The organism is Neisseria flava (assembly GCF_982712965.1).
The window spans coordinates 1-25,521 of record NZ_CEXQBZ010000123.1; the positions used below are offsets into that span (position 1 = coordinate 1).

At 53.3% G+C, this 25,521-nt stretch carries 27 protein-coding genes; 11 read left to right on the forward strand and 16 right to left on the reverse strand.

What is annotated here, in order from left to right; translation table 11 throughout:
- Positions 1-216: 216 nt before the first annotated feature.
- On the reverse strand, positions 217-1,296 hold the full coding sequence (apbC, locus tag AC5M9B_RS08955) for an iron-sulfur cluster carrier protein ApbC (protein WP_146736658.1): 1,080 nt from the start codon (positions 1,294-1,296) through the stop codon (positions 217-219).
- A gap of 178 nt (positions 1,297-1,474) precedes the next feature.
- Between apbC and queA the strand changes: the two genes are divergently transcribed.
- The gene (gene queA, locus AC5M9B_RS08960) at positions 1,475-2,518 is read left to right on the forward strand and encodes a tRNA preQ1(34) S-adenosylmethionine ribosyltransferase-isomerase QueA (protein WP_487648532.1); all 1,044 of its coding nucleotides are present in this window, start codon (positions 1,475-1,477) and stop codon (positions 2,516-2,518) included.
- A gap of 200 nt (positions 2,519-2,718) precedes the next feature.
- On the opposite strand, the gene AC5M9B_RS08965 is transcribed toward queA, so the two are convergent.
- The 7 genes from AC5M9B_RS08965 to AC5M9B_RS08995 form a co-directional block, all read right to left on the reverse strand.
- Positions 2,719-2,946: a hypothetical protein gene (locus AC5M9B_RS08965; RefSeq protein WP_029609675.1), complete on the reverse strand. Its 228-nt coding sequence runs from the start codon at positions 2,944-2,946 to the stop codon at positions 2,719-2,721.
- A 171-nt stretch (positions 2,947-3,117) separates the two neighbouring features.
- Positions 3,118-3,249, reverse strand: coding sequence for a hypothetical protein (locus AC5M9B_RS08970; protein WP_261765148.1), 132 nt, complete (start codon positions 3,247-3,249; stop codon positions 3,118-3,120).
- Positions 3,233-3,991: an iron ABC transporter ATP-binding protein gene (locus AC5M9B_RS08975; protein WP_146736660.1), complete on the reverse strand. Its 759-nt coding sequence runs from the start codon at positions 3,989-3,991 to the stop codon at positions 3,233-3,235. Before AC5M9B_RS08975 ends, AC5M9B_RS08970 begins: the two co-directional genes overlap by 17 nt.
- A gap of 72 nt (positions 3,992-4,063) precedes the next feature.
- On the reverse strand, positions 4,064-4,687 hold the full coding sequence (locus AC5M9B_RS08980) for an FmdE family protein (protein ID WP_146736661.1): 624 nt from the start codon (positions 4,685-4,687) through the stop codon (positions 4,064-4,066).
- A gap of 58 nt (positions 4,688-4,745) precedes the next feature.
- On the reverse strand, positions 4,746-6,611 hold the full coding sequence (locus tag AC5M9B_RS08985; protein ID WP_146736662.1) for an acyltransferase family protein: 1,866 nt from the start codon (positions 6,609-6,611) through the stop codon (positions 4,746-4,748).
- A gap of 161 nt (positions 6,612-6,772) precedes the next feature.
- A complete protein-coding gene (locus AC5M9B_RS08990; protein WP_082054515.1) occupies positions 6,773-7,771 on the reverse strand; it encodes an iron chelate uptake ABC transporter family permease subunit in 999 nt (332 codons plus the stop codon).
- Positions 7,761-8,735: an ABC transporter permease gene (locus AC5M9B_RS08995; RefSeq protein ID WP_146736680.1), complete on the reverse strand. Its 975-nt coding sequence runs from the start codon at positions 8,733-8,735 to the stop codon at positions 7,761-7,763. Before AC5M9B_RS08995 ends, AC5M9B_RS08990 begins: the two co-directional genes overlap by 11 nt.
- 433 nt (positions 8,736-9,168) lie before the next feature.
- Between AC5M9B_RS08995 and AC5M9B_RS09000 the strand changes: the two genes are divergently transcribed.
- Positions 9,169-9,936: a HesA/MoeB/ThiF family protein gene (locus AC5M9B_RS09000; RefSeq protein WP_146736663.1), complete on the forward strand. Its 768-nt coding sequence runs from the start codon at positions 9,169-9,171 to the stop codon at positions 9,934-9,936.
- A gap of 213 nt (positions 9,937-10,149) precedes the next feature.
- On the opposite strand, the gene AC5M9B_RS09005 is transcribed toward AC5M9B_RS09000, so the two are convergent.
- From AC5M9B_RS09005 to AC5M9B_RS09020, 4 genes are all read right to left on the reverse strand, one after another.
- The gene (locus tag AC5M9B_RS09005; RefSeq protein ID WP_186805660.1) at positions 10,150-10,935 is read right to left on the reverse strand and encodes a cytochrome c1; all 786 of its coding nucleotides are present in this window, start codon (positions 10,933-10,935) and stop codon (positions 10,150-10,152) included.
- 14 nt (positions 10,936-10,949) lie between these two features.
- A complete protein-coding gene (locus tag AC5M9B_RS09010; protein WP_107825466.1) occupies positions 10,950-12,299 on the reverse strand; it encodes a cytochrome b in 1,350 nt (449 codons plus the stop codon).
- A gap of 18 nt (positions 12,300-12,317) precedes the next feature.
- A complete protein-coding gene (petA, locus tag AC5M9B_RS09015; RefSeq protein WP_003761390.1) occupies positions 12,318-12,899 on the reverse strand; it encodes a ubiquinol-cytochrome c reductase iron-sulfur subunit in 582 nt (193 codons plus the stop codon).
- Positions 12,900-13,021: 122 nt separating this feature from the next.
- Positions 13,022-13,771: a Nif3-like dinuclear metal center hexameric protein gene (locus tag AC5M9B_RS09020; RefSeq protein ID WP_146736665.1), complete on the reverse strand. Its 750-nt coding sequence runs from the start codon at positions 13,769-13,771 to the stop codon at positions 13,022-13,024.
- A 231-nt stretch (positions 13,772-14,002) separates the two neighbouring features.
- Here AC5M9B_RS09020 and AC5M9B_RS09025 point away from each other — a divergent pair, with 231 nt between their 5' ends.
- From AC5M9B_RS09025 to AC5M9B_RS09065, 9 genes are all read left to right on the forward strand, one after another.
- Positions 14,003-14,941 (forward strand): LysR family transcriptional regulator, encoded by a 939-nt coding sequence (locus AC5M9B_RS09025; RefSeq protein ID WP_016686599.1) that lies wholly within the window; start codon positions 14,003-14,005, stop codon positions 14,939-14,941.
- A 243-nt stretch (positions 14,942-15,184) separates the two neighbouring features.
- A complete protein-coding gene (locus AC5M9B_RS09030) occupies positions 15,185-15,721 on the forward strand; it encodes a KdsC family phosphatase (RefSeq protein ID WP_003743819.1) in 537 nt (178 codons plus the stop codon).
- Positions 15,718-16,299: an LPS export ABC transporter periplasmic protein LptC gene (lptC, locus tag AC5M9B_RS09035; RefSeq protein WP_070495990.1), complete on the forward strand. Its 582-nt coding sequence runs from the start codon at positions 15,718-15,720 to the stop codon at positions 16,297-16,299. The genes AC5M9B_RS09030 and lptC overlap by 4 nt, the downstream gene beginning before the upstream one ends.
- Complete coding sequence (lptA, locus tag AC5M9B_RS09040) at positions 16,280-16,810, forward strand: lipopolysaccharide transport periplasmic protein LptA (RefSeq protein WP_003766057.1); 531 nt, start codon at positions 16,280-16,282, stop codon at positions 16,808-16,810. The genes lptC and lptA overlap by 20 nt, the downstream gene beginning before the upstream one ends.
- 93 nt (positions 16,811-16,903) lie before the next feature.
- Entirely contained in the window at positions 16,904-17,638 is a 735-nt protein-coding gene (gene lptB / locus AC5M9B_RS09045) for an LPS export ABC transporter ATP-binding protein (RefSeq protein ID WP_146736667.1), read from the forward strand.
- A 236-nt stretch (positions 17,639-17,874) separates the two neighbouring features.
- Positions 17,875-19,227 carry an RNA polymerase factor sigma-54 gene (gene rpoN / locus AC5M9B_RS09050; protein WP_009312811.1) on the forward strand — a complete coding sequence of 451 codons (1,353 nt, stop codon included), beginning with the start codon at positions 17,875-17,877 and terminating at the stop codon, positions 19,225-19,227.
- Between the two features lie 65 nt (positions 19,228-19,292).
- Complete coding sequence (gene hpf, locus AC5M9B_RS09055; RefSeq protein WP_003743812.1) at positions 19,293-19,607, forward strand: ribosome hibernation-promoting factor, HPF/YfiA family; 315 nt, start codon at positions 19,293-19,295, stop codon at positions 19,605-19,607.
- 498 nt (positions 19,608-20,105) lie between these two features.
- Positions 20,106-21,491, forward strand: a complete 1,386-nt coding sequence (locus tag AC5M9B_RS09060; protein WP_070655895.1) for a GntP family permease — start codon at positions 20,106-20,108, stop codon at positions 21,489-21,491.
- 234 nt (positions 21,492-21,725) lie between these two features.
- The gene (locus tag AC5M9B_RS09065) at positions 21,726-22,244 is read left to right on the forward strand and encodes a gluconokinase, GntK/IdnK-type (RefSeq protein WP_070655893.1); all 519 of its coding nucleotides are present in this window, start codon (positions 21,726-21,728) and stop codon (positions 22,242-22,244) included.
- A gap of 111 nt (positions 22,245-22,355) precedes the next feature.
- Here AC5M9B_RS09065 and AC5M9B_RS09070 read toward each other — a convergent pair whose 3' ends face one another.
- The 4 genes from AC5M9B_RS09070 to AC5M9B_RS09085 form a co-directional block, all read right to left on the reverse strand.
- Positions 22,356-23,099 (reverse strand): ABC transporter ATP-binding protein, encoded by a 744-nt coding sequence (locus tag AC5M9B_RS09070; RefSeq protein ID WP_146736668.1) that lies wholly within the window; start codon positions 23,097-23,099, stop codon positions 22,356-22,358.
- 1 nt (position 23,100) lies between these two features.
- Positions 23,101-24,033, reverse strand: a complete 933-nt coding sequence (locus AC5M9B_RS09075; protein ID WP_070512486.1) for a FecCD family ABC transporter permease — start codon at positions 24,031-24,033, stop codon at positions 23,101-23,103.
- Positions 24,034-24,260: 227 nt separating this feature from the next.
- A complete protein-coding gene (locus AC5M9B_RS09080) occupies positions 24,261-25,049 on the reverse strand; it encodes a heme/hemin ABC transporter substrate-binding protein (protein WP_070496050.1) in 789 nt (262 codons plus the stop codon).
- Positions 25,050-25,133: 84 nt separating this feature from the next.
- A complete protein-coding gene (locus AC5M9B_RS09085; RefSeq protein WP_080613438.1) occupies positions 25,134-25,364 on the reverse strand; it encodes a ChuX/HutX family heme-like substrate-binding protein in 231 nt (76 codons plus the stop codon).
- Between the last annotated feature and the right edge of the window lie 157 nt (positions 25,365-25,521).

Below are 25,521 nucleotides of genomic sequence, written 5' to 3' on the forward strand. Positions count from 1 at the left end.
CCAACGGATTAAAAGTCCGCTGCTCTACCGACTGAGCTAACGACCCGATAAGCTGCAAATTATAGAAGGCGAGATTTTTCGTGTCAAGCAATTTTCTCAAAACAACAAGATTAAATCTTTAAATATTTGATTTTCCGATTATTCGCTTTTGCATAATCTTCAGCACCACAAGATCGTCTGAAACCGTTCGAAAGGCTTTCAGACGACCTCTGCCCGTTATTCCACTACAATTTTTGGGAAGCGGCTGCTGAAATCTTTACCTTTGTCTGCAATCGTCAGTGCGATTTGGAAGGCCGCGTCGGTATAGATTTTGGCAATAGCGGGATGGTCGTCAAACAACTGTTTCGCCGCGCCGCCATCCATTGCTTCACGCACGGGCAGGCTTAACGGGAGTTGTCCGAGCAGCGGGACATTCAGACGACCTGCCAAGTTTTTGCCGCCTTCAGAACCGAAAATAGCTTCGGCATGACCGCAGTTGGAGCAGATATGTACCGACATGTTTTCCAGTACGCCGAAAATCGGGATATTGACTTTGTGGAACATATCCACCGCCTTGCGCGCGTCAATCAGGGCGATGTCTTGCGGTGTGGTAACGACGACCGAGCCGGTTACGGGGATTTTCTGCGACAGGGTGAGCTGGATGTCACCTGTACCCGGCGGCAGGTCGATGAAGAGATAGTCCACTTCGTCCCACTCGCTTTGGAACATCAACTGCTGCAAGGCTTGGCTTACCATCGGGCCTCGCCAAACGACGGCTTGGTCGGTATCGACCAAAAAGCCGATGGACATCACTTGGATGCCGCTGTCGGCTTCGACGGGAATTAGTTTTTGTTTTTTTTGGTCGGGTTTGCGGTCTTGCACGCCCAACATAGTCGGCTGGCTGGGGCCGTAGAGATCGGCATCCAACACGCCCACGCGCGCGCCCATGCGTGCCATGGCGGTGGCGAGGTTGGCGGTGGTGGTGGATTTGCCGACACCGCCTTTGCCGGATGCAACGGCGATAATGTTTTTGACGCCTTTGATGGTGGCGACACCGGGCTGTACTTTGTGCGTTGTGATTTCAGTGTCAATGCTGAGATGGATATGCGCGTCGCCTGTGATGCCGATGACGGCTTCTTGCAGGCTGTTGGCGATGTCGGCAGCGATATGACCGACGGGGAATCCGAATTTCAGTCCGATATAAAGGCCGTCGGAACGTTCTTCCAACAGCTTGACGGCTTTTTCGCTGCCGAGCGTGCGCTCGGTGCCGGGGATTTTTACTGCTTCGATTGCGGCGGAAATGGCGGGAATATTCATGTTGTTCTCTCTGATGCGGTGGCGTTTGAAACAAAACGAATGATACCGTATTGCCTTGTTCGGACGCAAAATATTGCGGGATTGGCGTTTCAGACGACTTCTCGCATGAAACGCCAAGCCCGCGGGGAAATGCGTATAATGACCGCCTGACAAAATTTGTAAGCATCAAAATAAGATTATGGACATTTCCGATTTCGATTTCACCCTGCCCGACCGATTAATTGCCCAGCATCCGCCCGAAGTGCGCGGCAGCAGCCGCCTTTTGGTCGCACTACCCGATATGCCGCTGCAAGACCGGGCGTTTGGCGATTTGCCTAATTATATTGAGGCGGGCGACGTTTTGGTGTTCAACAACACCAAAGTCATGAAAGCGCGGCTGTTCGGGCAAAAAGAGAGTGGCGGCAAAATCGAAGCTTTGATAGAGCGCGTTTTGGACAACCACACCGCGCTGGCGCATATCCGTTCGTCCAAATCGCCCAAGCCCGGCACGAAGCTGATTTTCGAAGGCGATATTTGTGCCGTCATGGTTGAGCGTGCGGACGAACTGTTCTGCCTGCGTTTTGAAGGCGAACAAACCGTTTACGAACTTTTGGAGCAAAACGGCCATTTGCCGCTGCCGCCCTATATCGAACGCGCTGCCGACGCGAATGACGACAAGCGTTATCAAACCATCTATGCCAAACATCAGGGCGCGGTCGCGGCGCCGACGGCAGGTTTGCATTTTACAGACGAGCTTTTAGGTCGTCTGAAAGCCAAAGGCGTGGAAACGGCGGAAGTCACCCTGCACGTCGGCGCAGGAACGTTCCAGCCCGTGCGTGTGGACAAAATCGAAGAACACAAGATGCACAGCGAATGGTTTGACGTACTGCCCGAAACCGTCGCCGCCATCGAAGCCGCCCATGCGCGTGGAAACAAAGTTTGGGCAGTCGGCACCACTTCCATGCGCGCCCTCGAATCCGCCGCGCGCGAGACAGGTCGTCTGAAAGCAGGACAGGGCGATACCGATATTTTCATCACGCCGGGCTACCGCTTCCGCGTCATCGACCACCTGATTACCAATTTCCACCTGCCCAAATCCACGCTCCTGATGCTCGTCAGCGCGTTTTCGGGTATGGAACACATCCGCGCAGTGTACCGCCATGCGGTCGAACATGAATACCGTTTTTTCAGCTACGGGGATGCGATGGTTTTGGGGCGGAGCGAAACGGACATCGCAGATTAAAAGATACTGCCCATCCTGCCGCCTTTCCCGCTCTGAAAATCGGCTTTTGAATTCAGCAATGGTTTTTAAACGCCTATTTCGTAAAATTTCCTATGAATTTCCCGCCCGCGCGGGAATGACGGCAGGAATCTTACTATTTTCGGTTCGCCATCAGTCTCCTGGTTCAATATGAAACCGGCTTTAATTCATGAAGTTGAACTTCAATTATTTGCATCTTCCTTTTCTTGATTGGTTTTCCTGAAAATTCGTCTAACAAAAACATAGGGAAGAAATATTGAAAGAAAATTCAAAGTCCCCTGAATAAAATTCAAATTCCAACTGTATTTATTGATATAGCCGAGAAGGAACATATCAGATAAAAAATATAGAAATTGATAACAAGCTATGACCAATATTACGAAAAATATAAACTGCTTCCAGTTGTTCATAGAATACCTCACACCTTTTCCAAAAGGTCCAATGCTGCCAACAATAAATCCATTCCCTTGCTGCTTCATGTTTTTCCTGATTGAAGCCTGCCGGTAGGTTTTTCAATAACAAAGATTCATTCTTGCCGATGCGTTCTAAAGTTTTCCCGACTCATCCGTACTTATTCCCCATCAAACACGCTTTACATTCAGCCGCAGCTTGATGTCGTCTGAAAACGGGGTTACGTTGGGGTTGATGATGAAAGGTCGTCTGAAATTTTTCAGACGACCTTTTCGCATCCGCACCTCAAACGTGATGGACAATCAGTTTCTTGCCCTGATAGTCCAATACGTCCACATCCATATCAAACAAATCTTTAATATTTTCAGCGGTAAAGATGTCGTTTGGCGTGCCGGTCATGGCGACTTGCCCGTTTTTCATGGCGACGACGTGATCGGCGTAGGCGGCGGCTTGGTTGATGTCGTGCAGGACGACGACGGTGGTGCGCTTGTGTTCGCGGGTCAGCCGTTGGAGCAGCTGCATGAGGGCGCGGGCGTGGTACATATCGAGGTTGTTGAGCGGTTCGTCCAAGAGGACGTAATCGGTGCTTTGGCAGAATACCATGGCAATCATGGCGCGTTGGCGTTGTCCGCCGGAGAGTTCGGTCAGGTAGCGGTTGGCAAAGCTGTCCAGTTTGAACTCGGAAAGTGCGTTTTCGACGATGGCGAGGTCTTCGGGGGTCGGTCTGCCTTGGTGGTAGGGATAACGCCCGAACATGAGCAGATCACGCACGGTAATGCGGCTCATGACGCTGTTTTCTTGGGTCAGGATGGAGAGCGTTTTTGCCAGCTCGGCGGTAGGTGTGGTGGAAACATCTTTGCCGGCGTAGCTGATGCTGCCCTGCTCCAGCGGGCGGAGGCGCGCCATGAAGGAGAGGAGCGTGGATTTGCCTGCGCCGTTGGGGCCGATGAGCGCGGTAATGCCGCCTTCGGGGATGTCTAGGCTGACGTTGTTGAGGATGGGGTTGCCGCCGATGTGGAAGCTGACGTTGCGGATGGTAATCATGAGTGGACTTGATGTGTGGATTTGTTTTCAGACGACCTCAGAACATGGGAGGTCGTCTGAAAATGATGGGCTTCAGATTTCGCGAACGATGACGAATTGGGGATTGTCTGCCAAATCAATCAAGAAGGCTTTGACACGCGCCTGCCAGAGTTCGCCGAAGCGTTTGAGTTCTTCTGCGGTGGCGGTGCCGCTGACGGCTTTGGGCATGATGTCGCGCATTTCGGGGGCGAAGGGCTGCATGGCGGCGTTGAGGCTGACGGCGACGGTTTTGCCGTTGTCTTTACGACGCAGGGTCAGCGTGCCTTCGATGTCGGCATCGAAACTCAACAGGTTGCGGCGGGCGAAGCGTCCTTGCGGACCGACACCGCCGAAGCCCGTTTCGGGAGCGGCGCCGGTTAAGAGTTGGACGACGGATGCGGTAACGCCGACCGTGCCTTCGTCGCGCGCACCCTGCATGGCGGCTTCGATTCTTCCGCGCTGCGGCAGGTCGCTGCCGTAAAGTGCTTTCAGGCCTTTAAGCGTCATGAGATACGCGCCTGCGACAGTGGGGCAGGAGTGTCCGCACAGGCGGACGGCATCGGCGTAGCGATACTGCATGATGCCCTCCTCTGCCGCGCCGAGAAATTCGGCGAGCGCGTCTTGGACGGTCAGCGTCGGGGCTTGCTCGAAAAATTCGGGGAAATGTTCTTGAGTCATACGGTATCCTTTTACTTTAAAGAGGTCGTCTGAATCTGTTTTCAGACGACCTTTGTGCTTATTTCAACAGGGTGCGTTTATCGTTGATAAACATTTCGGCAATTTTACTTGAACCGAACGGGTTGAGGTGGTTGGTATCGAAGTACACCGGCAGCCCGTCTATGAGTTTGTCCGCGGGGATGTACTGCATAAAGTCCACCCACTGCACGCCGCGGTGCTGCTTCACGATTTTTTCGACTTCGTCTTCAGACTTGGCGGAATCGCGGATTTCTGCCTTTTTATCCTCTGAAACATAATGGATGTCGATGCCGAGCTTTTGTCTCAGATAATAACGCCGCAACGGCAACTGCCCGTCCATAGGCGTATCGGCCAAAACGTACACTTGCTTGCCCGCCTTCACCAAATCCTCCAGCATTGTGTTGAACCTTTCCAAAAATTCCGGTTTGGCGGTATGGAGGAACCAGCGTTGCGAAATGATGATGACAGGATAGTCTTTGGTTTTTTGTTCGATAAAACTGTTATACGGATTGCAGCGGTCGGCGCGGCGGTCGCTGTCGGGCAGGATAAATCCGAACGCGGTGGCGCAGCTGTTGGACGTGATGACGTCCGCCGACCAGCCTTCTTTTTTGCCGACAATGTCGAGAAACGGGCTTAAATGCGCGGCATGTGAGTCGCCGATGACCAAAACTTCAGGCTTTTTGTTTGCCGTACCGACGGCACAGTCGGTTTTGGTCAGCGTGTCCGCACAGATTTTGCTTTCATCAACCTTGTACAAAGTGGTTTCAAACGCGGCGGGTTTGGCGGTCATCAGGTAGGCTGTCGCGGGAATCAGCAGCGCGAAATAAGCCGCAATGCTCCATTTGAATTTCACCGTCGTAAAATTCTTTACCTTCCGCGCCGGTGTTTCCACAAAATAATAAGACAACACCGACAACAACAGCATGATGATCACAGCCAGCGCCGATGCGGCAAGCGGAAGCTGCGCGTCCATATAAATGTAGCGCATAAGCGCCAACACCACCCAGTGCCACAAATACAGCGAATACGAAATCAACCCGATAAACACCACAGGTTTGAAGCTCAACAATTTGGACGTATTGAAGCCTTCCTGCATCTGCAATGATTTGCCCGAATAAATCAAACCGCCGACCGCCAGACAGCAAAGCAGCCGTTCGATGTTTCCCGCACCGGGCAGGACGCCGTAAGGCAGCACCAGCGTGGCGGCGATGACCGCCATCATCAGCCATCCGAACAGCGGCGTACTGGCTTTGTCGTTTTGTTCGGCGGACGGAATAAAGGCAAACAGCGAACCGACCAACAGCTCATAAGCGCGTACGTGCGGCAGGAAATACGCTTCCATGCCCAAGGTCGGCAACAGCGCGGAAAACAGGCTGATGACTATCAGCAAAAGGATAAACGTCCGCACATTGCGCCGTTTGCTGATACGGAAAAACAAAATCAGCAACGCGGGGAAGATAAAGTAAAACTGTTCTTCCAACGACAGCGACCAAATGTGCTGCAACGGCTTTTCCGTCGCATCCGCATCAAAATAACCGCCACGGCGCGCAAAAAACAGATTGGCGGCAAACAGCAAGGCATAGACGGCGGATTTGACGTATTGGCGCAAATCGAAAGACAAAAAGAAAATGGCGGCAACGACCGTCGTGCAAAGCAATACACAGGCAAAAACGGGCAAGATACGTTTGGCGCGGCGTTTGTAAAACTCGAGAAACGAAAAACTGCCGTCGCGAATCTCGCGACTGATAATGGTCGTAATCAGGTATCCCGACAACACGAAAAACATATCCACGCCCAAGAAACCGCCCGGCAGCCATTGGGGATCGATATGAAATACGATGACGGATAAAACGGCCAATGCCCGTATCCCGTCCAAATCAGGACGGTATTTCAACACTTTACTCATAACTCATACCTGATAGTAATCAAAGTGATGTTTACTATGAGTATAAACTCGATATTTAGTTTCACACCCCCTATTAAATTTAAAGGGTGTACAAAATCAAAATACAGTCTGGAAATGATGAATTACCGCCTGAATTCAGGCTGGAAAAGTTTTCAGACGACCTATCGCTTGCGTTTCAGCACCAAATATAAAAACACCAGCCCGCCCGCAAATTCAACCACTACGCTCAACACCGCCTTCATGCCGAGCAGGTGTTCGAACACGGTTTGCCCGCCGACCAGCAGGATGCCGCCGACGCACACCGTCATCGGCAGCCGCACGCTATGGCGCACGCTCGGGGCAAAATGGTTGGCAAGCGCGGCAGCCAGCAGTCCGAAGAAGCTGACCGGCCCGACCACCGCCGTCGCCGTCGCCACGAGCGCGGCAATCCAAAGCAGCAGCCACAAAGTATTGCGCGTGTAGTTTATGCCCAAATTAATCGTTTGGTCGCGTCCCAAAAGATGGACGTCCAGACGGTGCCGCTCGCGCCAAACCACCACCGCGCTCGCCAGCAGAATCAGCGCGCCCACGCCCAAAAGCTCGCTGTGGACGGTATTGAAGTTCGCAAACATATTCGCCTGCGCCGCCGTAAATTCCTCCGGATCAATCATGCGCGTCAACAGCGAAGAGAGGCTGCGGAACAAAATCCCGAAAATCACGCCGATCAAAATCATGCGCGACAAATCGCGTCCGCCCTGCCGGATGAGCGTGTAAAACAAAAGCAGCGAACCGCCCATCATCATCACCAGCTCAAAGCCGAACTTGCCCGTCAGCGGCAGCGACGTATAGCCCACCCCGCCCAAGGCAAACAGCAAAAGCGTTTGCAAAAACACATACAGCGAATCGAAGCCCAAAATCGAAGGCGTAAGGATCGGGTTGTTCGTCAACGTTTGGAAAAGCTGGGTCGAAACCCCGACCGCATACGCCACCAGCAGCAAAGCCGCCAGCTTGGTCAGCCGCAGCTGCAACACAAAATCCCAATCGCCTTGGATGTTCAAAGTCAGGAACAAGGTGCAACAAGCGAGCAGCAAGATAAACGCCGCCCACAGCGGACGGGAAGAGCCCTGCATAAACGCAACCTTGTTCGAGCGAAGCGCGCTACGCTTGTTTTCAGACGACATGGGCAGGCTTCCTCAACAAAATCCACAAGAACAACACCGTACCCAACACACCGAACACGGTTGAGACCGGAATCTCAAACGGGAACACAATCACGCGTCCCAAAATATCGCACAAAAGCACCAGCGACGCACCGAGCAAAGCCACCGCAGGCAGGCTTTGGCGCAGCTTGTCGCCCATCAGGCGGCTGATGATGTTCGGCACGACCAGCCCGATAAACGGAATATTGCCGACCGTGACCAACACCAGCGACGTAATCAGCGCGACAATCACCAAACCTACCCACAACACCGCCGTCCGGTTCAGACCCAGATTCACGCTCACCGTCTCGCCCAAGCCCAAAATCGTCAGCTGATCGGCAATCAAATACGCCGCCAACGCCAAGCCGCCCGTCAGCCACAACAATTCGTAACGCCCCAACAGCACGCCCGAAAAATCGCCCTGCTGCCACACGCTTAACATCTGCATCATCTCAAACTCATACGCGATAAACGTCGCCACCGCCTCGATAACGCCGCCGAAAATAATCCCTACCAGCGGCACCATCAACTGCGCCGTCGGTGGCAAACGGCGTATCAGCATCATAAACACCAGCATCCCCGCCAACGCCGCCGCAGCCGCCACCGACATTTTCGCCGTCAGCCCGGCAGCCGGAAACATCAGCGTCATCACCAACACACCCAACGCCGCGCTCTGACTTGCGCCCACCATAGACGGCTCGACAAAACGGTTGCGCATCAAAATCTGCATAATCATCCCCGCCACCGCCATCGATGCCCCCGTCAGCACAATCGCAAACGTGCGCGGCAGGCGGCTGACCAGCATCAATTCCGTGCTGTCAGACAAAGTCCAGCGAAACACATCCGCCCAGCGGAAATCGCCGACGCCCACCGACAGGCTGACGAGAAACAGCACCACCAGCACAAAGCAGTTGATTAAATTTAAAGATAAAGGTTTGACGGACATAAGGAAAAAATGTGAAATATTTAAAACACGGCAACAGCCATGTTCGGCAATGTAATGCATCTTCGCCCTCTTACAGCATGAGAGGACACTCTGAATTTCGGCGTCTTTTAAAACAATCTCATCCTAAATACCTCATCGCTTCAGGATATGGCAAAGGACAAAATTGCTGTTATGGCAATCAAGGTCGTCTGAAAATAAATCAGGCAACACCTTAATAAAATTCTGATACAAACCAAAAATCGTGCTAACGATAACATTTACTACAAAAAGAGACAATATTTATTCGAATAATAACCATTCTTGATGAAAACAAAGTTTGCCGGCATAGAATCCCATTAATAGGAATCTCCGTTTCCGCACAAATCTACTGTATCTTTCCAAATCCCATTTGCTATAAAATTCCCCGATACAACCTCTTTCAGACGACCTCATCATGAACGACCACCAACTGCTCCGTTACAGCCGCCACATCCTTCTCGACGAAATCGGTATCGAAGGACAGGAAAAAATTCTTGCCGCCTGCGTTCTCGTTGTCGGCTGCGGCGGGCTGGGCGCGGCAGCACTCCCGTACCTTGCCGCATCAGGCGTTGGCAAACTCATCATCGCCGACCACGACACCATAGACGATACCAACCTCCAACGCCAAACCACCTTCACCGAAGCCGACATCGGACAAGCCAAAGCGCAAGTGATGGCAGGTCGTCTGAAAGCCGTCAACAGCGCGTGCGACATTACCGCACTGACCGAAAAACTGGACGAAACCCGCCTGACCGAGTTCATGCATACCGCCGACATCGTCCTCGACTGCACTGACAACTACCCCACCCGCCAAGCCATCAACTGCGCCGCCGTCGCCACCCGTACCCCGCTGGTTTCCGGCGCTGCCGTGCGTTTTGAGGGACAAATTGCCGTGTACCGTCCCGATTTGCCTGACAGCCCTTGCTACGCCTGCCTGTTTGACGGAGATACCGCCGATGACGGCGCTTGCGCCCTGTTCGGCGTATTTTCTCCGTTGGTCGGCATCATCGGCGCGACCCAAGCCGCAGAAGCCCTTAAAATCCTCACCAGCGCGGGCGAACCGGCACACGGCAAACTGAAAACTTACAACGCACTGACCGGCAAATGGCAAGAATTCCTCTTCACTCACAATCGTGACTGCAATGTATGTGCAAAACCTGAATCAGACGAGCCGTGCAGATGATTGCTTGAATACTTAACTTAGGTTCTATGGTCAGTTTAAACAAACATTAAAAACATTATCAGCCACCATTTCCTGCCGACTCATCATCACTGCCACACGGTAAAGGTCGAAAGGTCGTCTGAAATTATCCGAAATGTGCAAAGTCCAAACTATTAATTCTTTAATCATAAAAAGGGCAAACCCGATTGGGTTTGCCCTTTTTCATTACAAGACTTAATGCACGTCTTTCCAATATTCTTTTTTCAGGAAGTATGCCAAAGGCAGCATCACTGCAAACAAGAACATCAACACGATATAACCGGTACGTTTGCGCTGAAGTTGCGCCGGTTCGCCCATGTAAACCAAATAGTTCACCAAATCGCGTACATAATTATCGTACTCTGTTTGGATGACTTTACCGTTTGGCAAGCGACGGCTGTGTACACCGGTAGATTCCCAATAAAGTTTGGGTTTCGATACGCCATGCTCATCTTTAACCATGATCGGTTGACCTTTGGCATCCAACTCAACTGCTTGAACGCCTTGTTGCTCCCACAATGGGTGTGGCATACCGACTTTATCGAATACGACGTTGTTCCACCCGTTCGGACGGGTCGGGTCTTTATAGAAGCCGCGCATATAGGCATACAGATAATCCGCGCCTTTAGAGCGGGCAATCAGCGTCAGATCCGGAGGAGCCGCACCAAACCATTTGGCAGCATCTTTAGGATTCATCGCTGCCAACATGACATCACCGACGTTGTCTGTCGTAAACATCAGGTTTTTCTTGATTTCTTCATCAGTCAAACCGATGTCTTTCAGACGGTTGAAGCGCATACCGCTTGCCGAGTGGCAGGATAAGCAGTAGTTGGTGAAAATTTGAGCACCGCGCTGCAAGCTGACTTGGTCGCGTAGGTCAATCTCAACTTTTTCGTAGTGTCCGCCACCGCTGGCGACGGCGGCACTCATAGGCACTGCCAGTAACAAGGCAGCAAACCAGTTTTTCAGGGTATGTTTCATTTTCGCTGCCCTCATCAGATATTGGTTGCAAACAGGTAAGCACCTACTGCGGTAATACCGACATAAACAAAGAACATAATTTTTTGTTTAGTGGTGCTCATGGTTACGCGTTCCGGAACCGGTTTGTTTGTATCCAGTTTGGTATAGAACGGCATACCCAGGAAGAATGCAAAATAAACGAAGGACAGGATTCGCGCAACCAAAGTACGGGTATCGGTTGCTACCATCGCACCCAAAATACCCAAACCGATAAAGGCAATGATGAACAGAACCAACGCAGTTTTGAAGATTGGGCCGCGATAGCGGACGGATTTCACCTCACCTTTATCCAACCAAGGCAACAGGGCAATCAGGACAACTGCCGCACCCATACCGATTACACCCCAAACCTGAGTACCGAGGAATGAAGGAATCGCACGCAAAATAGCGTAGAACGGGGTAAAGTACCATACTGGTGCAATGTGCGGCGGTGTTTTCAGCGCGTTTGCCGCATCAAAGTTCGGAGCTTCAAGGAAGTAGCCGCCGCCTTCAGGGGCGAAGAACAATACGGAGCAGAAAACAATCAGGAATACGACAACGCCCAAGATGTCTTTGACGGTGTAGTACGGATGGAAAGGAATGCCGTCGAGCGGAACGCCGTTTTCATCTTTGAGTTTCTTGATTTCCACGCCGTCAGGGTTGTTCGAACCCACTTCGTGCAGGGCGATGATGTGTGCCACGACCAAACCGAGCAACACCAGCGGCACAGCAATAACGTGCAGTGCGAAGAAGCGGTTCAGGGTAACGTCGGAAACGTTGAAGTCGCCGCGGATCCAAGTGGATAAATCAGGACCGATAACAGGGATGGCGGAGAACAGGTTAATAATCACCTGCGCGCCCCAGAAGGACATTTGACCCCAAGGCAGCAGGTAGCCCATAAAGGCTTCGGCCATCAATGCCAAGAAAATCAGGGAACCGAAAATCCACACCAATTCACGCGGTTTTTTGTACGAACCGTAAATCAAGCCGCGGAACATATGCAGGTATACGACGATGAAGAAGAAAGATGCGCCGGTGGAGTGCATGTAGCGGATAATCCAGCCGCCGGACACGTCGCGCATAATGTACTCTACTGCGGTAAAGGCAGCAGGCAGGTGATAGGCATTCAGGTTGCCGTCCGGTTTGTAGTTCATGGTCAGGAAGATACCGCTGACGATTTGAATTACGAGGACGAGCAGAGCCAAAGAACCGAAGTAGTACCAGAAGTTGAAGTTCTTCGGCGCGTAGTATTGAGCCAAATGCTCATTCCACATTTTAGACAGAGGGAAACGAGCGTCCGTCCAGTCTAACAATGCTTTTGCTTTGTTATTGGTTTGGTTTGCCATAATTATCGTTCCTTATTTTTAGTCTTCGCCTACCAAGACTGTCGTATCGCTCAGATATTTGTAGGGCGGAACAACCAGGTTGGTCGGTGCAGGAACACCTTTATACACGCGGCCTGCCATGTCGAATTTCGAACCGTGGCACGGACAGAAGAAACCGCCTTTCCAGTCTGCACCCAAATCGGCAGGGGCAACGTCAGGACGGTAGGTCGGCGAGCAGCCCAAATGGGTACAGATACCGATGGCTACAAGGATGTTCGGCTTAATCGAACGGGTCTCGTTTTTAGCATATTCGGGCTGTTGATCCGCATCCGAATTAGGGTCAGCAACCGCGCCGTTCAAACTTTTCAGGTCTTTGAGCTGCTGATCTGTGCGGTTAACCACCCAAATCGGCTTACCTTGCCATTCGGCAGTCAACATTTGTCCGGATTCGATTTTACTGACATCGATTTCGACGGCAGCACCTGCGGCCTTGGCTTTTTCCGACGGGAAAAAGCTTGCCACGAAAGGCGTAGCTACGCCCAAAGCCGCCACACCGCCCGCGCCGCATGTAGCCAGCGTCAGAAAGCGGCGGCGACCGCTATTGATTTCTTGATTATCCATTATTCAGTCGTCCTAAAATTTTGGGAATACCGAGCCATTAAACGATGTAATTCTACCTAGTTTGCCGTGATACTCAAAGCATTATTTAAATTAAGGTAAATTTTCATGACGATTATCAAGGCTTAGGCGGGATTATCTTCGTCGAAATGACAGATTTCCAACTCGAAATGCCGAGCTACGGCTTCGCCCAGGGCGCGGATGCCGTAACGTTCCGTCGCATGGTGTCCCGCGCTGACAAAGGCAACGCCTGTTTCATTGGCAAGGTGAAACTGCGCTTCCGAGATTTCTCCGGTCAGATAAGCATCGACACCTTCGTCTATGGTCGTCTGAAAAAATCCCTGCGCACCGCCCGTACACCATGCGATGCGTTTGATTTCGCGCGACATATCGCCGACGGCTACGGGCTGCCGCCCCAACGCTGCAGCAATGTGTTGCAACCATTCAGCCAAAGTCTGCGGCGTTTTCAGACGACCTATATTCAACAGGTTCTGTTCGCCGAACTGCCTTTCGACTTCCCAGCCCAACTTATCGGCAAGCTGCGCGTTGTTGCCCAGCACAGGGTGTGCATCCAGCGGCAGGTGGTAGCCCGCCATATTGATTTGGTGTTGCAATAATGTTTCGATGCGCGCTTTTTTCCAGCCCGTAATCGTTACCGGCTCGCTTTTCCAAAACATTCCGTGATGCACCAAAAGCATATCCGCGCCCTGCTCCGCAGCAAAATCGACCGCCGCCTTGCTTGCCGTTACCGATGTCGCTATTTTGCCAACCTCCGCCCTGCCCTCGACCTGCAAACCGTTGGGCGCATAGTCTTTGAACATTCCGACCTGCAACACCTCGTCGCACCACGCCAAAATATCGTTGCGTTTCGCCATATCATTCCTTTCAACACATAGCGGATTAAATTTCATAAAACAAGACGAAACAATGCCATCCCTGTTTCAAATCAATTCACCGCATTCATACAAAATCGGACGCACATTCTAACCGCAAACCATGATGCCCCCCAATCCCCATACCGTTCAACACGCGCCCGCATTTACATCCCAGCATGAAATATTTTAATATTGCCCGTCTCAAAAGGTCGTCTGAAAGCGTAAAAACCAATGGATTCCATCATCGAACTGCGCCATCTCAAAACATTGCTGGCACTTGAAGAAACCGGCAGCGTATCCCTTGCCGCCAAGCGCGTCTTTTTGACTCAATCCGCCCTTTCGCACCAAATCCGCGCGCTTGAAAACTATTACGACACCCCCCTGTTTGAGCGCAAATCCACGCCCTTGCGCTTTACGCCCGCCGGCGAACGCTTGTTGCGGCTGGCACGCGAACTCCTACCGCAAGTTTCCGCTGCCGAGCGCGACCTTGCCCGCATCATCGAAGGCGAAGCAGGCGAATTGCGCCTGGCAGTCGAGTGCCACACCTGTTTCGACTGGCTCATGCCCGCGATGGGCGAATTCCGACCCATGTGGCCGCAAGTCGAATTAGACATCGTTTCCGGCTTTCAGGCAGACCCCGTCGGACTCTTATTGCAACACCGCGCCGATCTCGCCATCGTATCCGAAGCCGAAAAGCAAAACGGCATCAGCTTCCGCCCCCTGTTCGCCTACGAAATGGTCGGCATTTGCGCCCAAGACCACCCGCTTGCCGCCAAAACCGTTTGGGAGGCAGAAGACTTCATCGGCGAAACTCTCATCACCTACCCCGTTCCCGACGAAATGCTCGACCTGCCCAAAAAAATCTTGTTACCCAAAGGCATCAACCCGCCGCGCCGCCGCAGCGAACTGACCATCGCCATCATCCAACTCGTCGCCAGCAAACGCGGCATCGCCGCCCTGCCCTACTGGACCGTGATGCCCTATCTCGAAAAAGGCTACGTCGTCCACCGCCAAATCACCGCCAACGGTCTGCAAAGCGAACTCTACGCTGCCACGCGCACCGAAGACGCAGACAAAAGCTATCTCGACAACTTCTGCCAAATCGTCCGCGAACGCAGCTTCGCCGATCTCCCAGGCTTGAGCGAACTGACAATGCCCGGACAGGATTGATGTTTTCTTGAAACAGGGTGTTACAGTATCAAACCAACCTGACTTCAATATCAAAAAGTCGTCTGAAAACCCAAATCTCAGGTTTCAGACGACCTTTGCCCGACAGACACATATTATAGAGTTATAAAGCAGCCCCATAACCGTTAAACCGCATTAATCCCCACAAACACAGGCTAACCGTTTTCAGACGACCTTTATGTTAGAATAGGTCGTCTGAAACCTGGCAATCCGCAAGGAAACACTATGCAAACCTTAGACCCCGAGCTGCAACAGCGCGCGGCGCATATCAAGCTGCTGATATTGGATGTGGACGGCGTTTTGACCGACGGTCGCATCTTTATCCGCGACAACGGCGAAGAAATCAAATCGTTCCACACGCTGGACGGACACGGTCTGAAAATGCTTCAGGCAAGCGGCGTGCAGACTGCGATTATCACAGGTCGGGACGCGCCCTCCGTCGGCATCCGCGTCAAGCAGTTGGGCATAAATTACTACTTCAAAGGCATTTCGGACAAACGCGCCGCCTATGAAGAATTGCGCGCGCAGGCAGGCGTAGAAGAAGCCGAGTGCGCCTTTGTCGGCGACGACGTGGTCGATTTGCCGGTGATGGTGCGCTGCGGATTGCCGGTTGCCGTCCCCGACGCGCATTGGTTTACGCTGCAACACGCCGCCTATATTACGAAACAGGCGGGCGGCGCAGGCGCGGTGCGTGAAGTGTGCGACCTGATTATGCGCGCGAAAGGTACGCTGGGCGCGGCTTTGAACGAGTACATCAAATGAAAGTAAGATGGCGGTACGGAATCGCATTCCCTTTGGTACTGGCGGTCGCGCTTGGCGGATTGTCGGCATGGTTGGGGCGCATCAGCGAAATCGACATTGAAGAAGTCAAACTCAACCCCAACCAGCCGCAATATACGATGGGCGGCATAGACGGGCGGCGGTTTGACGAACAAGGTCGTCTGAAAGAACATCTGAGCGCAAGAGGGGCGAAACAATTTCCCGAAAGCACCGACGTACATTTCGAGCTGCCGCACCTCGTCTTCTTCCAAGAAGGCAGCCGGCTTTACGACGTCGGCAGCGACGAAGCCGTATACAACACCCAAACCAAACAACTCCTGTTCAAACACAACGTCGTCCTGACCAAAGCCGCCGATGCCAAGCGGCAGGCGGGCGTCGTCAAAACCGATCTCCTGCACGTCGACACCGAATCGCAATACGCCCAAACCGACACGCCCGTTACCTTCCAATACGGCGAATCGAGCGGCAACGCCGAAGGTCTGACGTATGACCACAAAAAAGGTTTGTTGAACTTCCCATCCAGAGTGAAAGCCACGATTTATGATACAAAAAATATGTAAGGCATGTGTTTTAACCGCATTTTTCGCCACCGCCCCCGCCTACGCCCTGCAAAGCGACAGCAAGCAGCCGATACAGATTGAAGCCGACCAAGGCTCGCTCGACCAAAACAACCAAAGCACCACCTTCACCGGCAACGTCATCATCAAACAAGGCACGCTCAACATCCGCGCCGGCAGCGTCAACGTCTCCCGCAACGACAAAGGCGAACAGTTCATGAAAGCCAGCGGATCACCCGTCCGCTTCAGCCAGACGCTCGACGACAACAAAGGCACGGTTAACGGACAAGCCAACAACGTAACCTACTCCTCCGCCATCAACCTCGTTACCCTGACCGGCAACGCCAAAGTCCAACGCGGCGGCGACGTTGCCGAAGGCGCAGTCATCACCTACAACACCAAAACCGAAGTCTATACCATCAACGGCAGCTCGAAATCAGGCGCCAAATCCGCCGCCAAATCCGGCAGGGTTAGCGTCGTCATCCAGCCGTCCAGCACCCAAAAAACTAAATAACCAATATCTGACAACACAAAAGGTCGTCTGAAAACCAACGCAGCAAAAACCCCAAACAACATTTTCAGACGACCTCCGAACCAAGAGTTATTTATGAGCGAAAACACCAGCCGCCTCGTCGTTCAAAACCTGCAAAAAAGTTTCAAAAAACGCCAAGTCGTCAAAAGCTTCTCCCTCGAAATCGAAAGCGGCGAAGTCATCGGCCTGCTCGGTCCCAACGGCGCAGGCAAAACCACCAGCTTCTACATGATTGTCGGACTCATCGCCGCCGATGCAGGCAGCGTTACCCTCGACGGACAAGAACTGCGCCACCTGCCCATACACGAACGCGCCCGCCTCGGCGTCGGCTACCTGCCCCAAGAAGCCTCGATTTTCCGCAAAATGACCGTCGAACAAAACATCCGCGCCATTTTAGAAATCAGCACCAAAGACAAAAGCCGCATCGACGGCGAAGTCGAAAAACTGCTTGCCGACCTCAACATCGGCCACCTGCGCTACAACCCCGCCCCCTCCCTGTCCGGCGGCGAACGCCGACGCGTCGAAATCGCCCGCGTACTCGCCATGCAGCCGCGCTTCATCCTCTTGGACGAACCCTTCGCCGGCGTTGACCCCATCGCCGTCATCGACATCCAAAAAATCATCGACTTCCTCAAATCGCGCGGCATCGGCGTACTCATTACCGACCACAACGTACGCGAAACCCTCAGCATCTGCGACAGAGCCTACATCATCAGCGACGGCACCGTCCTCGCCTCCGGCAAGCCCGACGACTTGGTCAACAACGAACAAGTCCGCTCCGTCTATCTCGGTGAAAACTTCAAATACTGACAATGACAAACCGCACAATTGATTGTGCGGTTTTTTTAAATAATAAAACCACCCAAAGTGAGTTGACGCATTAAGTGTAAAGTGTTGAAATACACATATCGAATAAAAAACAAAACGGCGTTCCCCAAAACGCCAAACACACCATAAAACCTTTTCAGACGACCTCTTTGCCATCGAACCAAACTCGAGGGCAAATGCCGTCCGAAATATAAAAAACAATCAACATACATTGCACCATGACCTTACTCGGCCTCAAACTCAGGCAGACCCAACAACTCAACCAACGTCTGCAACAATCCCTGCGCATCCTGCAAATGTCCGGTATCGAACTCGAACGCGAAGTCGAAGACTGGTTGCAGGACAATCCCCTGCTCGAACGTCCCGAAGCCGACGAATTTGCAGACGCAGAGTTCAATCACGGTACCACCATGCCGCGCAGCAACCACCTCGGCGGCGACGATGCCGAAGATGCGTGGCTCAACATCGCCAAAGAAGAAGATTTCAACCAATACCTGCACGCCCAAGTGTGCGAACACCCTCTTTCCGACAAAGAAGCCGCCTACGTCCACATCCTTATCGACTTCCTGGACGACCAAGGCTATTTCACCGACAGCATTCAAGACGTTATCGACAACACGCCCTTGGAATGGATGCTGGACGAAGACGAGCTGCAAAACGCCCTCGACCTTTTGCAGACCTTCGACCCGCCCGGCGTTGCCGCCGCCGACCTGACCGAATCCCTGATGCTCCAACTCATGCGCCTGCCCGCCAGCCCCGCGCGTCAGGCGGCCGCCCACCTCATCCAAAGTTCGCTGCACGATTTAGGCAAAAACCGCAAACAAAACATCATCCGCTTCCGCAAACTCTTTCCCGAAATCGACAGCGAAACCATAGAAGCCGCACTCGACATCATCGCCACGCTCAACCCCTACCCCGCCTACGGTTTCGCCTCCTCCGAACCGACCGCCTACATCCAGCCCGACGTTTGGGTCAAAGAAGGCAAAGACGGCTGGAAAGTCATCGGCAACGAAGCCGCCTGGCCCAAGCTGCAACTCAACCGCGAATACTGCGAACTGATGAAATCCGCAGAAGACGGCGCACCCGAGTGGAAAGAAAAAATCAACGAAGCCAAGCAGCGCATCGACTCTCTCGAACTGCGCAAAAGCACCGTCATCCGCCTTGCCGAATACATCGTCAAAAATCAGGAAGACTTCTTCATCTTCGGCGAAATCGGACTCGCACCCATGCTCATGAAAGACGCAGCCGCCGAATTGGGGCTTGCCGAAAGCACCATTTCGCGCGCCGCCAACCAAAAATATTTGTCTTGCCCGCGCGGACTATTTGCGTTACGCTATTTCTTCACTCAGGCAGTCAATTCCGAAGGCGACAAAGAAGGCCTGAGCCAAGGCGCGATTAAAGCCGTTTTGGGGCAGATTATCGAAAACGAAGACAGCAGCAAACCCCATTCCGACGAAACCCTTGTCCGCCTCCTCAAACAACAGGGCATAGACATCGCCCGCCGCACCGTCGCCAAATACAGGGAGTCGCTCGACATCCCGCCGGCACACAAACGCAAACTTACCGAATGACAGTTTTAAACCGCAGTTTTCCCGTTCCGTTTCTGACGGACTGAACCCACCGAAGGAGCTGTATTATGAATCTGAAAATCACCGGTCTGAATTTCGACGTTACCGAGGCCATCAAAAACTACGTTTCCGAAAAATTGGAACGCATCAACCGCCATGCAGCCAACGCCATTTCCGTTACCATTACCCTTTCCGTGGAAAAACTCAATCAACAGGCTGAAGCAGACATCCATTTGGCGGGCAAAGACCTACACGTCGAGGCCGTTGAACAAGATATGTACGCCGCCATCGATGTTCTGATGGACAAACTCGACCGCGCAGTGTTGAAACACAAAGAAAAAAGCGGCGATGTCCGCAGTACGGTAAAACCTGCCGCCGAATAAGCCTTGATTCAATAATAAAAACGTCGTCTGAAAATTTTCAGACGACGTTTTTTGTTAGCCAGTAATCTAGGGGCTGAACATAATGATTTGAATCCCACATAGGCGTTTTTCTGCTGGCAAAACCCACGTCATATCGGTCAACAAGCATTGCAGTATGTTAGCCCCATCAGGACAAAATTTTGAAAAATCATTGTATTTAAAAAAGAAACTGTTTTCTTATTCTGAATCCATGTCGGATTAGAAAAATAGAAAATATCCACGCCTGCCTTCTTTGTTCATGAAAGCAAACTACGTTTTCAGATGACCCTCCCTCTCTTACCAAGAGTAAATGACACCGCCCGACTTACTCTCATTATTCAAATCCATTTGAAAAAATAAATACTTAAACCCATCCGAAAACCCGCCATACCGCCCCGTTGCAAATCATGCTATGGTCTATTTGATACGTTTGAAAAACCTTAACTACCTTGTATTCTGATTACAAAGAAAGGCTTCAAAATGGACGGTTGGACTCAGACCTTGAGCGCGGGCTGGCTGCTGGGTATTGCGGCGATGGCGATTGTGCTGATTTTGCTGTTGATTGTGAAACTGCGTGTCCACGCACTGTTGACCTTGGTGTCGGTGAGCCTGCTGACGGCGGTAGCGACGGGGCTGCCGATGGATAAGATTGTGAACGACGTTCTGCTGAAAAACTTCGGCGGCACGCTCGGCAGCGTGGCTTTGCTGGTCGGTTTGGGCGCGATGCTCGGGCGGCTGGTGGAAACTTCGGGCGGGGCGCAGTCGCTGGCGGATGCGCTGATTCGGATGTTCGGCGAAAAACGCGCGCCGTTTGCTTTGGGCGTGGCTTCACTGATTTTCGGCTTCCCGATTTTCTTTGATGCGGGATTGGTGGTGATGCTGCCGATTGTCTTTGCGACGGCGCGGCGCATGAAACAGGACGTATTGCCTTACGCTCTGGCGTCTATCGGCGCGTTTTCGGTGATGCACGTTTTCCTGCCGCCCCACCCCGGCCCGATTGCGGCTTCGGAATTTTATTCGGCGAACATCGGTCAGGTGCTGATTTTGGGGCTGCCCGTCGCCATGTTCACTTGGTATGTCAGCGGTTATCTACTGGGTCAGGTTTTGGGACGCACCATCCGCGTGCACGTTCCCGATTTGCTCAGCGGCGGCGCGGTGGACAACGACCAGCCGCAAACGCCTGCCAAGGCTTCGACCGTGGTCGGCATTATGTTGATTCCTATGCTGTTGATTTTTATGAACACAGGTCTGTCCACCTTAATTAGTGAAAAAGTCGTCAGCGCGGACGAACATTGGGTACAGGTGGCGCGCATGATCGGCTCGACTCCGGTCGCACTGTTGATTTCGGTTTTGGTGGCGCTTTATGTTTTGGGCAGCAAACGCGGCGTGAAGGCGAGCGCACTGGAAAAAACGGTGGACGGCGCACTCGCCCCCGTCTGCTCGGTCATTCTGATTACCGGCGCAGGCGGCATGTTCGGCGGCGTGTTGCGCGCATCGGGCATCGGTCAGGCGTTGGCGGACAGCATGGCAAATTTGGGCATCCCCGTATTGCTGGGCTGCTTCTTGGTGGCTTTGGCGTTGCGCATCGCGCAAGGTTCGGCAACCGTTGCGCTGACGACTGCCGCCGCATTGATGGCACCCGCCGTTGCCGCCGCAGGCTTCAACGACTGGCAACTCGCCTGCGTCGTTTTGGCAACCGCGGCAGGCTCGGTCGGTTGCAGCCACTTCAACGACTCGGGCTTCTGGCTGGTCGGCCGCCTTTTGGATATGGACGTACCGACCACGCTGAAAACATGGACAGTCAACCAAACGCTGATTGCCGCCATCGGCTTTTCAGTGTCGGCGCTGCTGTTTGCCGTGGTTTGAGGTCGTCTGAAAACGGTTTTGAGACACTCTAAACCGTCTGCCCGACCTTATATAGTGGGTTAACAAAAATCAGGATCAGGCAACGAAGCCGCAGACAGTACAGATAGTACGGAACCGATTCGCTTAGTGCTTCAGCACCTTAGAGAATCGTTCTCTTTGAGCTAAGGCGAGGCAACGCCGTACCGGTTTAAAGTTAATCCACTGTATCTTTCCACTCAAACAAAGGAAGAAAACATGACGACGCATTTTGTGATGATGGGTGTTTGCGGCTGCGGCAAAACCACCGCCGCCCTGTCCCTGCAAAAACACCTCAACCGATGCCCCTACGCCGAAGGCGACGATTTCCACACCCAAGCCAACCGCGACAAAATGGGCGCGGGCATCCCGCTGACCGACGAAGACCGCTATCCGTGGCTGCGCAACCTGCGCGACTGGATGACGGAACAGGCGCAAAGCGGCGCGGCGTACACCATCGTTACCTGCTCCGCCTTGAAGCGCCAATACCGCGACATCCTGCGCGGCGCGCAAGGCACAACCGCCTTCATCCACCTGACACCGCCGCAAGCCATCAACCTCGAGCGCATGATGGCGCGCCAAGGGCATTACATGAAGGCGGGAATGCTGGATTCGCAACTGAAAATTCTGGAAGAACTCGGCGCGGACGAATACGGCGTCAAAATCGACAACCCCGGTTCGCCCGAAGCCGTAGAAGCCGATATTTTGGCTTGGGTTAAAGCGGAAGGTTTGTTGTGAAGAAAGCGTGTAAATAGGTATAAGGAAGGTCGTCTGAAAATTTCAGACGACCTTTTTGCGGAGATTCATTTTACAAACCACCCGCGATACAACCGCTTTTCAGACGACCCCTCACAAAGTCTCCGCCTGAAACCACGTTTTGCCGTTGGCGGTGCATTCGAGGATGCGCCAGTCGTAGGTTTGGCTGAGGCGTTCGGCGTCCATGATGTCGGCGGTTGCGCCTGCGGCGGTGATGCTGCCGTTTTTCATCAGCGTGATGTGGCTGGCGTAGTGGGCGGCGAGGTTGAGGTCGTGCAACACCATGACGACGGTCATGCCTTGTTCGGGCAAGGTGGTAAGGTGCTGCATCAGGCTGTGTTGATAGCGGACGTCGAGATGGTTGGTCGGCTCATCAAGAAAGAGGACTTCGGCATCCTGCAACAGCGCGCGGATGACGGCGGCGCGTTGCTGTTCGCCGCCGGAGAGGGTTTGGATGCGTTTGTGTTGCAGGTCGGCGAGGTCGAAATGCTCGAGCAGGGCTTGGGCGCGTCGGCTGTCCGCCTGTTTGGGCCGCCGATACCAGGCGAGTTTGGGGTATCGTCCGATGAGGACGTATTCGGACAGTGTCATGGGGAGGTTGAAATGTTCGTGTTGCCCGACCCAGGCGATTTTATGTTGCCTGAGCGCGTCCTTCATGGGCGTTCCACACCAGCTTGCTTGCGGATGGTAGAGGAACTGTTTGAGCAGGGTGGACTTGCCCGCGCCGTTGGGGCCGATGACCGCGCTGACGGCGCATTGGGGAAATTCGGCGCGTTCCAAAGACAGGATGGTGCGTTTTCCGGCTTTGACGGTGCAGTTTTCGATCAGCAATGCCATGTCAGCTCCTTTGGTCTTTGACAATCAGCCACAGGAAAAACGGCCCGCCCAAAATGGCGATGACGATGCCGACGGGCAGGTCGATGGGGTACACCACCCAGCGGGCGAACGTATCGGCGAGCAACATAAAAATCGAGCCGACGGCGGCGGACAGGATAATCAGGCGGGTGCGCGAGCCGCCGACTGCCTGCGCCAATACGTTGGGTATCATCATGCCGACGAAACCGATGATGCCGCCGAGCGAGACGGCGGCGCCGGTCATCAAAGCCGCACCAATGATGGTTGCCACGCGGGTGGCGGCGACACTGATGCCCATAGTGTGCGCGGTTTCGTCGCCCAAGAGCAGATAGTCGAGACGGCGTCCGACGGCGGCTAACACGACCAAGCCTGCCAGCATCACGCCGCCTGCGTAAGCGGGCGAAACAAAACCTGCTTCGGAGAAGCTGCCCGAGAGCCAAGTCATGGCGCTGCGCAATGCCATGTCGTCTGAAAGGAAGAGAATCAGGCTGACCAACGCGCCGCACAAAGCGCTGACCACAAAACCCATGACCAACAGCCCCAGCTTGCCGCCGCCGACCAGACGGTGTCCGAGCAGAATCAGGATGCAGACGGCAAACGCACCCGCAAATGCCGCCAGCGGCACGGCGATGTTCCAGCCCATCGCAATCGCCAGCACCACGCCCATCGCCGCGCCGCCCGACGTACCAATCAGGCTCGGGTCGGCAAGCGGGTTTTCAAACAATGCCTGCAACGCCGCGCCGCTGGCGGAAAGTGCCGCACCGACCAGCAAAGCGACAAAAATACGCGGCAGGCGGATTTCCATCAACACGGGATCGGCGGCAAGCGGATTGCTCCACCCGCCCTCGCCCACTCCGGCGCAAAACCAGATCAGAAACAAAGATAAAACCGGCAACGCCGGAAGCCATTTTTTCATGTTGTGATTCTTTGAAGATTATTTCGGCAGCGGCTGCGAAACGCCGACGGATTCGCCGTTGCCCGTTTTCAGACGACCTGTTCACGATAAACGCACACGGAACGCGGCTGCCTTCATGTGCATCCGTTCCGAAACAACGACGGCAAAAGAAGGTCGTCTGAAACCGACAAAAAGCCGGATTGCCCATCCGACTTCGTGCCATCACGCAACTTTCAGACGACCGTGCCTTATTTCCCTAAATCGTGCAGCTTGCGGACGATGTCGGGCGTGTAGAGGCCGTAGCGCATATAGTCATCCGCCTGCCAGAACAAGATGCGTTTGTTTTTCCCTGCTGGGCTGGAGGCGATTTCGGGGCGCGTCATAATTTTGTCGAGACCGCCGAGGGCTTTTTCATTGTGTTTGGCGATGATGATGACGTCAGGTTTCGCATTGAGCCAGCCCTCGCGCGAGAACGGTTTGAGTCCGTCCACCGAAGCCGCCGCATTCGTCCCGCCCGCGAGACGGATCAGTACGTCGCCGACGGTGTTTTTACCCGCAACATAACGGCCGTCGTAGCTGAGGATGTAGCGTTTGCCGTTGGCTGGTTGCGCCTTGATGCTGTTTTTAAACTGCTGCGCCAAAGCCTGCGCCTGCTTTTCCTTGCCCAACAATTTGCCGATGCGGGCGAAACTTTGCTGGTATTGCTCCAGCGTTTCGTTTGAATTGACGTTTTCCGCTTTGACACCGGCGCGGCTGAGTTGGGCGTAAATACCGTCAGGTTTCGCCATCCAGCTTCCGATGACCAAATCAGGCTTTTTGGCGATGATGGGTTCGGCGGAGAAATTGCGGTAAAAGCCGATGGACGGCGTGTTTTTATAGGCGGGGTTGCGGTTGAACTCGTGGATGCCGACGACTTCTTTGTCTGCACCGAGTTTGGCGGCGATGTCGGCAACGTCGGGCGTCAGGATAACGACACGCTGCGCGGCGGCATGGGCGGCAAGCAGGGTCAGGACGGCGGCGAAGATGTGTTTTTTCATAATGTTTCCGTATGGTTTGCGGGGTTTGGAGGTCGTCTGAAAACCCAAAACAAGGTTTCAGACGAGGTGTGGGTTCAAAAAAGATTACAGCCCGTATTTTTGGCGCACTTCGGCAATCAACGCGCGCCACGCTTCGGATTCCGCCTCCGCATCGGCGGGTCTGCCAAACAGTTGCAGCACCAAATTGCGGCGGTCGTCATAGGCTTCGATGCTGTGGACAATGCCGTTGCTGCCCGGACGGCGGACAAACCAAAGTTCGGCGAGCTTGGCGTCATCGAAGAAGAAATTTAGAAAGTTAATGATACGGATTATCATTTTATTTCAATTTATGGTCAACCTTCATTAAAAAGTAACGAAAAATCAAAGCAAATCGAGGCAATGCCGCCTCGGTTTAATGTGAACCCGTCCAACCGCAAAATTTACGGCAAAACTGACTCCTCCACCCCTGGACCAAGCTCCAAGCTTTCGTCCA

Excerpts from the sequence above, each read along its gene's own strand:
- AC5M9B_RS09020 (WP_146736665.1), bottom strand. The coding sequence starts at position 13,771 with ATGGCGAAACGCAACGATATTTTGGCGTGGTGCGACGAGGTGTTGCAG.
- hpf (WP_003743812.1), top strand. The coding sequence starts at position 19,293 with ATGAATCTGAAAATCACCGGTCTGAATTTCGACGTTACCGAGGCCATC.
- AC5M9B_RS08985 (WP_146736662.1), bottom strand. The coding sequence starts at position 6,611 with ATGAGTAAAGTGTTGAAATACCGTCCTGATTTGGACGGGATACGGGCA.
- lptB (WP_146736667.1), top strand. The coding sequence starts at position 16,904 with ATGAGCGAAAACACCAGCCGCCTCGTCGTTCAAAACCTGCAAAAAAGT.
- AC5M9B_RS08995 (WP_146736680.1), bottom strand. The coding sequence starts at position 8,735 with ATGTCCGTCAAACCTTTATCTTTAAATTTAATCAACTGCTTTGTGCTG.
- AC5M9B_RS08965 (WP_029609675.1), bottom strand. The coding sequence starts at position 2,946 with ATGAACAACTGGAAGCAGTTTATATTTTTCGTAATATTGGTCATAGCT.
- apbC (WP_146736658.1), bottom strand. The coding sequence starts at position 1,296 with ATGAATATTCCCGCCATTTCCGCCGCAATCGAAGCAGTAAAAATCCCC.
- AC5M9B_RS09025 (WP_016686599.1), top strand. The coding sequence starts at position 14,003 with ATGGATTCCATCATCGAACTGCGCCATCTCAAAACATTGCTGGCACTT.
- AC5M9B_RS09010 (WP_107825466.1), bottom strand. The coding sequence starts at position 12,299 with ATGGCAAACCAAACCAATAACAAAGCAAAAGCATTGTTAGACTGGACG.
- AC5M9B_RS09005 (WP_186805660.1), bottom strand. The coding sequence starts at position 10,935 with ATGAAACATACCCTGAAAAACTGGTTTGCTGCCTTGTTACTGGCAGTG.
- lptA (WP_003766057.1), top strand. The coding sequence starts at position 16,280 with ATGATACAAAAAATATGTAAGGCATGTGTTTTAACCGCATTTTTCGCC.
- AC5M9B_RS09030 (WP_003743819.1), top strand. The coding sequence starts at position 15,185 with ATGCAAACCTTAGACCCCGAGCTGCAACAGCGCGCGGCGCATATCAAG.
- petA (WP_003761390.1), bottom strand. The coding sequence starts at position 12,899 with ATGGATAATCAAGAAATCAATAGCGGTCGCCGCCGCTTTCTGACGCTG.
- AC5M9B_RS09000 (WP_146736663.1), top strand. The coding sequence starts at position 9,169 with ATGAACGACCACCAACTGCTCCGTTACAGCCGCCACATCCTTCTCGAC.
- AC5M9B_RS09060 (WP_070655895.1), top strand. The coding sequence starts at position 20,106 with ATGGACGGTTGGACTCAGACCTTGAGCGCGGGCTGGCTGCTGGGTATT.
- AC5M9B_RS09070 (WP_146736668.1), bottom strand. The coding sequence starts at position 23,099 with ATGGCATTGCTGATCGAAAACTGCACCGTCAAAGCCGGAAAACGCACC.
- AC5M9B_RS09075 (WP_070512486.1), bottom strand. The coding sequence starts at position 24,033 with ATGAAAAAATGGCTTCCGGCGTTGCCGGTTTTATCTTTGTTTCTGATC.
- lptC (WP_070495990.1), top strand. The coding sequence starts at position 15,718 with ATGAAAGTAAGATGGCGGTACGGAATCGCATTCCCTTTGGTACTGGCG.
- AC5M9B_RS08990 (WP_082054515.1), bottom strand. The coding sequence starts at position 7,771 with ATGTCGTCTGAAAACAAGCGTAGCGCGCTTCGCTCGAACAAGGTTGCG.
- AC5M9B_RS08980 (WP_146736661.1), bottom strand. The coding sequence starts at position 4,687 with ATGACTCAAGAACATTTCCCCGAATTTTTCGAGCAAGCCCCGACGCTG.
- queA (WP_487648532.1), top strand. The coding sequence starts at position 1,475 with ATGGACATTTCCGATTTCGATTTCACCCTGCCCGACCGATTAATTGCC.
- AC5M9B_RS09085 (WP_080613438.1), bottom strand. The coding sequence starts at position 25,364 with ATGATAATCCGTATCATTAACTTTCTAAATTTCTTCTTCGATGACGCC.
- AC5M9B_RS09080 (WP_070496050.1), bottom strand. The coding sequence starts at position 25,049 with ATGAAAAAACACATCTTCGCCGCCGTCCTGACCCTGCTTGCCGCCCAT.
- rpoN (WP_009312811.1), top strand. The coding sequence starts at position 17,875 with ATGACCTTACTCGGCCTCAAACTCAGGCAGACCCAACAACTCAACCAA.
- AC5M9B_RS08975 (WP_146736660.1), bottom strand. The coding sequence starts at position 3,991 with ATGATTACCATCCGCAACGTCAGCTTCCACATCGGCGGCAACCCCATC.
- AC5M9B_RS09065 (WP_070655893.1), top strand. The coding sequence starts at position 21,726 with ATGACGACGCATTTTGTGATGATGGGTGTTTGCGGCTGCGGCAAAACC.